Origin of the sequence: Mucilaginibacter sp. MD40 (assembly GCF_002288635.1) — a bacterium.
Classification (GTDB): Bacteria; Bacteroidota; Bacteroidia; order Sphingobacteriales; family Sphingobacteriaceae; genus Mucilaginibacter.
In genome coordinates this window covers 46328-57060 of record NZ_NRSW01000001.1, presented here as the reverse complement: position 1 = coordinate 57060, position 10733 = coordinate 46328, and the positions used below count along the sequence as shown (strand labels likewise).

The following is a 10733-nucleotide window of genomic DNA, read 5'->3' as shown; positions in this document are numbered from 1 at the left end:
CTTTTCTTGTTTTATATATAACCTGTAAGGTTTATTTCTCCATTTGTTCAATAACCGCCTGGGTTACGCCGGTAAATGAGAAACCACCATCGTGGAATAAATTCTGCATAGTTACCATGCGGGTAAGGTCGCTAAACAGGGTTACGCAGTAGTCGGCACATTGGTTAGCGTCAGCGTTACCCAGCGGGCTCATTTTTTCGGCATAATTGATAAAGCCGTCAAAACCTTTTACGCCGCTGCCCGCGGTAGTACGGGTTGGCGATTGCGATACCGTGTTGATGCGTACGTGCTTTTTAACACCATACTGGTAACCAAAGTTACGGGCTATACTTTCCAGGTAGGCTTTGTTATCGGCCATATCATTATAGTCGGGGAATACGCGTTGAGCAGCAATATAAGTTAGTGCCAACACAGAACCCCACTCGTTAATGGCATCCATTTTCATGGCGGTTTGCAGCACACGGTGAAAGCTTAATGCTGATATATCTAAACCCTTGTGGGTAAATTCGTAGTTGTTTTCGGCATAGGTTAAACCTTTACGTACGTTTAAGCTCATGCCTATAGAGTGCAATATAAAATCAACACCGCCGCCAAAATGCTCCAGCGTTTTAGTAAACAGGTTGTTAATATCTTCGGTGCTGGTAACATCAGCCGGGATAACCGGTGCGTTGCATTCTTCGGCAAGTTTGTTTAACTCACCCATGCGCAAAGCCAGCGGAGAGTTGGTTAAAACTATTTCAGCGCCTTCTTCGTGGCAACGTTGCGCTACCTTCCACGCGATCGACTGCTCATTAAGCGCGCCAAATATGATACCTTTTTTGCCCTTTAATAAATTGTAAGCCATCTATTTTAAGTTTGGTTTGAAGCTGTAAAGTTATAAAATTAGTTTGCAGTTTACAGTGGGGCAGCCAACATACTTAACCAAGGGGTTGCTATTTATCATTCAAATAAAAACCTATGGTAATTTTTCTTTTGGAAGGTTGCGGCCTTCCGTTTAAAATGGCAGGTCTTTTCCAGAAGGGGCCATTAATTAGCGCTTTTATTACCGCCTCTTCGCATCCGTAACCTATTCCTTTTAGCACTTGAAAGTTAGATAGTTTACCGTTTTTTTCAACGGTGAAGCTGACCTCAACATCACCCTCGATATTGTTTTCAATTGCCTGTTTAGGATAAATTATAGTCTTTTTTATATCGCTGTAATAGTTAAGTTTGGGTTCGGCAGGAAGGTAAATAGGTCTATCGCCTGTTACGCCATACCAATCAAGCACATCAGCATTTGTGATCACTTTAAACTCAGGGATATGCTTTTTATGTATCCTGGTTGCTGTAACACGGATGCTATCCTGCAAAGGATTGCTCATTTGTGTCAACGGAAGGTCTACCATTATAAACCTGCTGCCTTTATTAATTATACTATGCCGCTCGCCGTTCCAATAATATACAAGCGTGTCTCTAAACAAAGCTCCGTTTAGTTCGAACCTTCCGTTTGTATCTGTGCTGGTATAAATGTTATAGCCGGCAAAAGTGGCGTTGGCGTTCCTTGATGTAAACTTAAGGTAGGGAACAGGTTTTCCTGCCGCATCACGCACTATAGCTTTAAGATGAATAGTGTCTTGTCGTATAGTTTATACTCGTTCTTTTTAGCGGTTGTAATATATTGTGCGTAGCCGCTAACCGCGGCAAACATGGCTAACAAAAACACTACTATGCTTTTCATCATTAATAACTTAGCAGTTCCCTTGCATTTTGCAACGCGCTTTCTCCCGGGTTATCGCCGCTGAGCATTTTGGCTATTTCGGTTACACGTTCATCATTGCTAAGCTTCTTGATACGGGTAACGGTTACCTCTGTGCTGTTATCCTTGTAAACAAAATAATGGCTGCTGCCTTTGCCGGCTATTTGCGGCAGGTGGGTTATGGTGATCACCTGCAGGTTTTGCGACAGGCGTTCCATCACCAGGCCTACCTTGTTAGCCACTTCGCCACTTACACCGGTATCTATCTCATCAAAAATGATGGTGGGCAAAGCGGTGTATTCGGCAATGATGGATTTAATGCTCAACATTAAGCGGCTTAACTCACCGCCCGATGCCACCTTGCTCATATCGGCCAGCGCATGGCCCTTATTAGCCGAAAACATGAAACGGATAGCGTCTATACCGTTTTTAGTAAGATGGTCTGTAAGTCCGTGAGAGCGTAAGTCCGCAGAAAAATTTTTCTTTCCGACTTCCGGACTTTCTGACTTCGCGACTTCCTGCTCTATCGTTAACGCCGAATTCCCCATGCCCATTTCAGCAAGGGTAGCCAATACTTTATCCTGAATAACCGGTATGGCTTTTTTACGGTTGACGGATAGTTGTGTAGCCAAATGCTCAAGTTCCTGCCTGGCTGAGTTGATTTCCTGCTGCAGTTTCTCCACCGCCTCGTCGCCAAATACGGCCTGCTGTATCTTGTCAAACAGGTCGTTTTGGATAGCTAAAAGTTCCTGGTTGGTGCTTACGCGATGCTTTTTTTGCAGGTTGTAAATGAGGCTTAAACGGGTATTCACCTCTTCGGCACGGGCTTCGTCGGTAAAGGTTTTCTGTTCAATATTCTCTAATTCGGCCGCTATATCTTTCAGCTCTATCAACGTGCTTTTTAAGCGCTCGTTTAAAGCTTCTACTTCGGTATTGTATTTTTCAATACCGTTAAGCTGCTGGCCAGCCTCGCGTAACTGGATAATAGCCGAAGTTTCCCCTTCATGCATTAGATAGTGTGCGCCCAACAGGTTGCGTTTTATTTCCTCGGCGTTGTTAAGAGTAGCCAGTTCTTTTTCCAGGCCGTCCTGCTCATCTTCGGCTAAGGCGGCTTTCTCCAATTCATCAAACTGGAACTGGTAATAATCCAGGTCGGCTTTAGCCTTGTCGTTCTCCTCAATGAGTTGCTGCAAACGGCTTAACGACTTGCGATACGCGCGATATTTAGCGCGATAATCATTTAACAGATCGGTATGGCCGGCAACGCCATCCACCACCAATAGCTGAAACTCCGGGTCGTTTATCTCGCGGGTGGCATGCTGGGAGTGGATGTCGATCAGTTTTTCGCCAAGCTGCTTTAGCGTATTCAGGTTAACCGGCGTATCATTCACAAAAGCGCGCGATTTGCCATCGGCCGATATTTCGCGGCGCAGTACCGTTTCACTTTCGTGGTCGAGGTCGTTATCCTCAAAAAAATCGGCAAGATGAAATCCTTCAATTTTAAAGGCCCCCTCTATCACACACTTTTTCTGCTGATTAAAAAAGTAACGACTCTCCGCGCGCTGACCCAATATCAGCGATAGCGCACCCAAAATGATAGATTTACCGGCACCGGTTTCGCCCGTTAATATGTTCAAACCCTTATCAAAATTGATCTCCAGGTTATCTATCAGCGCGTAGTTTTGAATGGTTAGCCTTTGAAGCATAAAAAAAGTATCCCCTTTTATGAGGATACTAAATTACTAATTTTATTGGGATTAGGTGGAGAGTTGTGAATAGTGAGTAGTGAGTAGTGAATAGTTGCTGATCAGTTACCAATCAATAAAACCAACCACTCACTACTGGCCAATAACCAATAAACTACTCACCAATCACTACTCACTATTCAGCATCTGCTTGCTTAACCGGCTCATCATCAATTCTAAGGTCGTCGTCCAGTTTAACTTCAGGCAGGTCGGCATCGGGATGTGCCGCACGGTAAGCCGCCAGTTTCTTACGGAATGCAGGGCTCGAGGTGTAATCATTTAACCTTTTGGTAGCATCTTTAAGCGCTCTTTGTTCATCGCGGATTTGAGGGCTGTTGGTAATGGCGCTCATTTGCTTACTCAACTGGCGCATTTTGGCCTCGGTAGCTTTCATGTCCTTACCGGCGTAAGCGGCGCGCATGCGCTCACCGGCTTCTTTCATGGCTTTCTGGCGTTTAACCATTTCCGGATCGTTGCTAATGGTTTTCATTTGATCGCCAAGCTCCTTCATTTGCGTGCTCAGGTCTTTCACATTAGCCGGGATATTCTTTTCCAATTCCTCTTTGTATTTGCGGTAATTGGGGTCCCAGTCTTTTTCCTGGTAACTGTGCATGGCGTCCAGGTCAATATTGTATTTCTTGGCGATGCGGGCGTTAAGGGCTTTAAACTCTTTTGAATCATAGTATTTACCCATCTTATCGCCAATGGCGCCCATGCGGCTGCCCAGTTTTTCCATTTCATTGCCTTTGCCTTCCCAGATCTTTCCGTAGTCGGCGGCCGCAAGCTCCTGTGCTTTAAGCGATTGTTTAACAGCATCACTTTCGTAATAGGCAGACATTTCGGCACCTAACTTTTCCAGTTGCGCGCTTTGCGCTTTAAAATCAGGGCTGTCGTAGTATTTGCCAATAGCCTCACCACGTTTCTCTACTTCTTTGCTTAGCCTTTCAAGCTCCGCATCTTTAAAACCATTGTAGCGTACGCCATCAATGTAGTGGTTATCCCATGAGCGGGCACGGGCAGCCGCTTTTCTTTTAACGTTTTTAGCAACTTTCGCAGGCTGCTTTGCCGGGATGGTATCTCCGGTAATGATGGTTTTAATGGCAGGCACCAGGGCTTTTACTGAAACTTTACCTTGTGCTATCTCTGGTTTTAACAGCGCTAAACTACAAGCGCTAACGGTTAATATAAGCATAGCCACTAATGTTGGCCTAATGCTCGGGATTTGTTTTTTAGTTTTCATGATACGTTCAATACGGTTTAACAAATGGTACTTTTTACCTGTTACCGCCAGCGCTAACTGTAACTGGTTTTGGCGGCTCTGTTCAAGCTTAAACAAAGCCTTAGCGTATATAACCGGCGTAGCGGTTGCGTTCACTACCATGTCGTCACATGCGTTCTCGCGTTCTTCGCCAATTATTTTGTTGATCAACAATACACAGGGATTAAAGAACAACAGCGTGGCAATTACCTGCTGCAGCAGGTTCACCAGGTAGTCGTTACGTTTAATATGTGCAAGCTCGTGTAATAGGATGGCCTCAATTTCGTCGGCCTCCAGGTATGTAGAAAGTGTTACAGGCAGCAGTATCACCGGTTTCAGATAACCCGCAATGCAGGGCACATCAACAAGGGCGCTAAAACCCACCTGTACTTTTTTAGCGATTTCGAATTTAGCCGCGAAACGGCTGATCTGCGATTGCAGCTGTACGCCCAGGCTCATACCACGCTTAATGGCTTTTATACGGCGATGGGCAAATACAACTTTACCTACGTTAAGCAGTAAGCCTAACGCGTAGGCGCCCGCTATGTAAGGCATGTAGTTTTGTATGGTATAATAGTAGCGTACAGTATTGGCATCAACATTTCTGAAGGACTTTGGCAATTCCATCAGGTGCGGCATATTGGCCAGCGTTGTAGGTTGGGTAAGCCAGTTATAATCCAGTACTTCATTAACCAGGGTGTAGCCAAACCATGCTGTGATAGCCAGCAGCGCAGTTACAGCCAATAAATATTTATGCGAAGCCGTTAACCAGCGGTTAGCCGCCAGCAAAGCTACCTTAAGTAAAAAGTAGATAAAAAGCCCCTGCCAAAGCGAATGCACAATGGCAATGCCCAATACCTGGCTTATGTTGTAAAGGATGTTTTGCATAACAGTATTTTTTTGAAATTCTAAAAGCTAAACCCTAATAAGGGAAATTCTAAAAACTAAACTCTAAACTCTAAATTCTAATAATGGAAATCCTAAAAGCTAAAAGCTAAATTCTAATAAGGGAATTCTAAATCCTAAACTTTAAAACCTAATTGTTAGCCTAATCTCTAATTAACTAATCTCCAATTAACTAATCCCCAATTAACCAATCTCTAATTAACTAATCCCTATTTCTCACCCCCCTCAAACTGATCGAGGAAGTTCTTGATAGCATCTATCTCATCTTTCGAAGCCCGATGCTGGCCCAGGGCTTGTATCACCAATTCGGCAGTGGAGCCCTTAAAAACGGTAGATAGTATTTTGTCCAGCGCGCCCTGCTGAGCCTGCTCGCGGGTGATGAGTGCTTTATACAAATGTGTTTTTGATGTGGTATCGCGCTCTACCAAACCTTTATCATGCATAATTTGCATGAGTTTAAGGGTAGTAGTATAACCTGCATCTTTGCTTTTTGCCAGTTCGTCATGCACATCACGTACGCTGCACTGTCCTTTTTTCCAAATGATCTGTAATATCTCCAGTTCGCTTTCTGTCGGTTTTAAATCCATCTCTCAAGTAATCTACGAATTTCCTCGTACAAATATGTACGACATTTTTCGTAGATGCAAATTTATTTTTGAAATTTATTTTTTTGCTCTATGATAATAGACGTTTAAATCGCCGAGGCGTTACAGGTAAAGCAAGGCAATTGTCATATAAAAGCGCCGGAACAGGGCATTTAAAGGCCTACATCGTATATTTGCCGTATGGAAATTTACACCCTGAGCGAAGGCTCTTACTCGGTTGACAGTACAAAGAAATTTATTCCGTTTAACCCAGAAACAGATAACCGTAAGGACCGCCCGGGTTCGTTATTTATCCATGTTAACCCGTTCCTGATCAAAACCGCGAATGATCTGATATTGCTTGACGCCGGTTTGGGCTACAAGGATACGCGTGACGAGTTGATACTGCACCAGAATATCCGTAATATGGGTTTTGAGCCCGAAGAAGTAACGCTGGTACTGATGTCGCACCTGCATTACGACCACTCAGGAGGTTTGGTGGTTGAGCGAGGAGGTCAGTTGCTGCCCAGCTTTCCGCAGGCACGCCATGTAATACAACGCCAGGAGTTTGATTTCGCGTTGACCGGTAAATCAAGTTCATACCATAAAGAGATATTTGAGGCTTTACAGCAAAACGCTACTATTGATTTTGTTAATGGCGACGGTGAGTATAAACCGGGTATAAGCTATGAGCTATCGGCAGGGCACAGCAAATTTCACCAGGTTTTTTGGATGGAGTTTGAAGGTAAAAAAGTGTTCTTTGGCGGCGATGAACTGCCGGAACCCGAACAGCTGATCAGGAAGTTTGTGGCGAAATATGACTACGACGGACAGCGTTCTGCCGAATTACGCATCCAATACGGAAAAAAAGCCGCTGCTGAAGGCGATATATGCCTGTTTTATCATTCACGTAATATTACAGCAGGAACCATTACTTACAATGGCGAGCAGTTTACCGTTAACGCTATCTAAAGAGAAACCCCGAAAAGCTCTTTTATTTTCTCAACGTTCAGAGGCTTGGATATAAAATCTTTTACCAGCGGGTAGGAGCGCGCCTTGTTAATATCATTACTAAACACTGATGAAGAAATGATATAGATTTTGGTTTTTGCCAGCGGATCAATATTGAGGCGTTTGTATTCGTCCAGGAACTCCCAGCCATTCATGATCGGCATATTAATATCCAGCAGGATATAATCGGGTAGTTTGTTCGGGTCGTTCTGCTGTATCTCTAACAGCTGGTCAATAGCAAATTTACCGTTCAGGCAGGCCATAATATCCGTATTGGTCAAAGCTTTCTTGATCAACTTTATCGAAATGAAGTTGTTAATCTCATCATCATCAACCAATAAAACGCTTACGGTTTTGTCGTTATTAGGGCTCATAGTATCATTATACGTATCAAACTTAAAAAAGGTTTTACCCCTTTTGGTTGTAAAACGCATTTTTTATTAAAATCGTTTAAAAAAGCGGAGCCTTCCCGTTAAAGGAAGGCTCCGCAAATATGGTTATCCGGCGCTTATCGTGCTGAAAAACAATTAGATATTTATGCTCAGGTGCCGTATTCAGGCGTGGTTACTTCACTTTCTTCAAACTCATAATCAGTAATCGGAGGGCAAGAGCAGATCAACGTACGGTCGCCATAGGTGTCATTTACCCTGCCAACAGATGGCCAGAATTTAAACTGCGCTACGTAAGGCAGCGGGTAAGCCGCTTTCTGGCGGGTGTATGGATGCTCCCACTCGTTGCCGGTAATTACAGCGGCAGTGTGCGGCGCGTTTTTAAGTGGATTGTCTGTTTTGTCTGACAGGCCTTTTTCTACATCGTCAATTTCATGGCGGATAGAGATCATGGCATCGCAAAAACGGTCAAGTTCATGCTTAGGCTCAGATTCGGTTGGCTCAACCATCACCGTACCCGCAACCGGGAACGATACCGTTGGCGCATGGAAACCGTAATCCATTAAGCGTTTAGCAATATCCGTAACCTCAATACCGAAAGGTTTGAAAGAGCGGCAATCTAATATCATCTCGTGCGCGCAACGGCCGTTGGCGCCGGTGTACAACACAGGGTAGTGGTGCTCTAAACGAGATTTGATATAATTTGCATTTAGGATAGCGTAACGGGTGGCATTGGTTAAACCCTCGCCGCCCATCATGGCGATGTAGGCGTGAGAGATCAATAAGATAGATGCAGAACCCCATGGCGCTGCTGATACCGCGTGAATAGCTTTACCGTTATCAATATCCACAACCGCATGGCCGGGCAGATACGGAACCAGGTGTTTAGCCACACCGATAGGGCCCATACCGGGACCGCCACCACCGTGTGGTATACAGAAGGTTTTGTGCAGGTTAAGGTGGCAAACATCGGCGCCAATAGTGGCCGGGCTGGTTAAGCCTACCTGCGCGTTCATGTTAGCGCCATCCATATATACCTGGCCGCCATGCTGGTGAATGGTTTCACATATTTCGATGATCGACTCCTCAAATACACCGTGTGTAGATGGGTAGGTCACCATCAGGCAGGATAGGTCATTGCTGTACTGTTCGGCTTTCGCTTTAAGGTCGGCTACATCAATGTTACCGTTATCGTCGCATTTAACTACAACGATCTTCATGCCGGCCATAGCTGCCGAAGCAGGGTTGGTACCATGTGCCGATGCCGGGATCAACGCCACGTTACGGTGGCCATCGCCCCTGTCCATATGGTAAGCGCGGATAACCATTAAACCCGCATACTCACCCTGTGCACCGGCGTTTGGCTGCAAGCTCATGGATGCAAAGCCGGTGATCTCACTCAACCATTTGTTCAGCTCATCAAATACCTGCATGTAGCCGCCTACCTGGTCGGTTGGCGCGAAAGGGTGCATTTTGCTGAACTCTGCCCAGGTAACGGGTACCATTTCGGTGGTCGCGTTCAGTTTCATGGTACATGAGCCTAAGGCGATCATGGAGTGGCAAAGCGAAAGGTCTTTTGCTTCTAATGATTTAATATAACGCAGCATCTCATGCTCAGAGTGGTGCGTGTTGAACAACGTGTGGGTTAAGAAATCAGAAGTACGTTGCAGATCCGATGGGATAACGCCCTCTACGTTTTCTTTATGTGCATCAAAGTTGGCATCGTTAAGGGTTTTGCCTTTTACTTTGGCAAAGAAACGAACGATGGTTTCTACATCTTTTACCGAAGTGGTTTCGTCCAGTGAAATGGTAACAACCGAACCATTGTAGTGCAGGTTCACTTCGTTGTTTAAAGCTTCTGAATGTACCGGACCTACCAATTCGCCCAGGTCAAATTTCAGGGTATCAAAGTAAGCTTTGTTTTGCTGCTCGTAGCCCAGATCGGCTAATGATTTAGCCAGCAATACCGACAAACCATGGATACGCTCCGCGATCAGTTTCAAGCCCTGCGGGCCATGGTACACGGCATACATACCGGCCATAATGGCTAACAGTGCCTGCGCGGTACAGATGTTTGAAGTCGCTTTATCGCGGCGGATGTGCTGCTCACGGGTTTGCAGCGCCATACGCAAGGCATAGTTGCCCGCGCTGTCAATAGTTACACCAATGATACGGCCGGGGATAGAGCGTTTGTACTCCTCTTTAGTAGCAAAGAACGCCGCGTGCGGGCCACCAAAGCCCATTGGTACGCCAAAGCGTTGAGAAGAACCGACAACAATATCGGCACCCCACTCGCCCGGAGGCGTTAAAAGCACCAGGCTCATCAGGTCGGCAACGACGGTAAGTTTAATGTTTTTTTCGTGTAAAGCCGAAGCAAAGTCTTTATAGTTATACACCTCGCCGTTACCTGCCGGGTATTGAACTATGGCACCAAACATATCTTCGGTGAGTTCAACATTGCGGTGGTCGCCTATCTGTAGTTTTATACCGAAAGGTTCGCTGCGGGTTTTAAGGATATCAATAGTTTGCGGGAACAGTTCCTCGCTCACAAAAAATACGTTGGCTTTTTGGTTTTTGCGCAGGCTGTATTGCATAAACATGGCCTCTGCCGCCGCGGTACCTTCATCCAGTAAAGAGGCGTTGGCAATTTCCATACCGGTAAGATCAATGATCATGGTCTGGTAGTTCAGCAAAGCCTGTAAACGGCCCTGCGCTATTTCCGCCTGGTATGGGGTATACTGGGTATACCATCCGGGGTTTTCAAGAATGTTGCGCTGGATAACGCCGGGCACAATTACATCATAATAACCCTGGCCTATGTATGATTTAAATACCTTGTTCTTTGAAGCTGTTTGTTTAAGCGTATTCAGGTAGTCAAATTCACTTTTCGCAGCTGGAAGGTTCAGCGGGTTTTTCAGCCTGATGCGCGCCGGGACGGTTTGGTCAATCAGTTCGTCAAGTGAATGAACACCGATCGTTTTTAACATTTTTTCGGTGTCGGCCTGGTTAGGAGCGATGTGCCTTTCCTGGAATTTTTCCTGGTAATTGATATTCAGCTTCATTGAAAAAGGGGTGCCTTTAAAATTTACCGCAAAGGTAGCGTTT

9 protein-coding genes are annotated in these 10733 nt (G+C 45.3%); 1 reads left to right on the top strand and 8 read right to left on the bottom strand.

What is annotated here, in order from left to right; genetic code table 11:
- Positions 1-31 precede the first annotated feature (31 nt).
- The 6 genes from CKK33_RS00285 to CKK33_RS00265 all read right to left on the bottom strand — a co-directional run bounded on the left by CKK33_RS00285 (position 32) and on the right by CKK33_RS00265 (position 6231).
- Positions 32-844: an enoyl-ACP reductase gene (locus CKK33_RS00285; RefSeq protein ID WP_095702181.1), complete on the bottom strand. Its 813-nt coding sequence runs from the start codon at positions 842-844 to the stop codon at positions 32-34.
- Between the two features lie 88 nt (positions 845-932).
- Positions 933-1589, bottom strand: coding sequence for an energy transducer TonB (locus tag CKK33_RS00280; protein WP_095702180.1), 657 nt, complete (start codon positions 1587-1589; stop codon positions 933-935).
- Positions 1589-1717, bottom strand: a complete 129-nt coding sequence (locus CKK33_RS19785) for a hypothetical protein (RefSeq protein WP_255404592.1) — start codon at positions 1715-1717, stop codon at positions 1589-1591. Before CKK33_RS19785 ends, CKK33_RS00280 begins: the two co-directional genes overlap by 1 nt.
- 2 nt (positions 1718-1719) lie before the next feature.
- The gene (gene recN, locus CKK33_RS00275) at positions 1720-3441 is read right to left on the bottom strand and encodes a DNA repair protein RecN (RefSeq protein ID WP_095702179.1); all 1722 of its coding nucleotides are present in this window, start codon (positions 3439-3441) and stop codon (positions 1720-1722) included.
- 175 nt (positions 3442-3616) lie between these two features.
- Positions 3617-5626: a M56 family metallopeptidase gene (locus CKK33_RS00270; protein ID WP_095702178.1), complete on the bottom strand. Its 2010-nt coding sequence runs from the start codon at positions 5624-5626 to the stop codon at positions 3617-3619.
- A gap of 227 nt (positions 5627-5853) precedes the next feature.
- A complete protein-coding gene (locus CKK33_RS00265) occupies positions 5854-6231 on the bottom strand; it encodes a BlaI/MecI/CopY family transcriptional regulator (RefSeq protein WP_095702177.1) in 378 nt (125 codons plus the stop codon).
- Between the two features lie 198 nt (positions 6232-6429).
- Here CKK33_RS00265 and CKK33_RS00260 point away from each other — a divergent pair, with 198 nt between their 5' ends.
- Positions 6430-7200: an MBL fold metallo-hydrolase gene (locus CKK33_RS00260; RefSeq protein ID WP_095702176.1), complete on the top strand. Its 771-nt coding sequence runs from the start codon at positions 6430-6432 to the stop codon at positions 7198-7200.
- Here the strand turns inward: CKK33_RS00260 and CKK33_RS00255 are convergent.
- Together CKK33_RS00255 and gcvP are read right to left on the bottom strand one after the other, a co-directional pair.
- Positions 7197-7673 carry a response regulator gene (locus CKK33_RS00255; protein ID WP_233138113.1) on the bottom strand — a complete coding sequence of 159 codons (477 nt, stop codon included), beginning with the start codon at positions 7671-7673 and terminating at the stop codon, positions 7197-7199. The two genes, CKK33_RS00260 and CKK33_RS00255, sit on opposite strands and share 4 nt — an antisense overlap.
- A 107-nt stretch (positions 7674-7780) precedes the next feature.
- Entirely contained in the window at positions 7781-10690 is a 2910-nt protein-coding gene (gene gcvP, locus CKK33_RS00250; RefSeq protein WP_095705695.1) for an aminomethyl-transferring glycine dehydrogenase, read from the bottom strand.
- Positions 10691-10733: the final 43 nt, after the last annotated feature.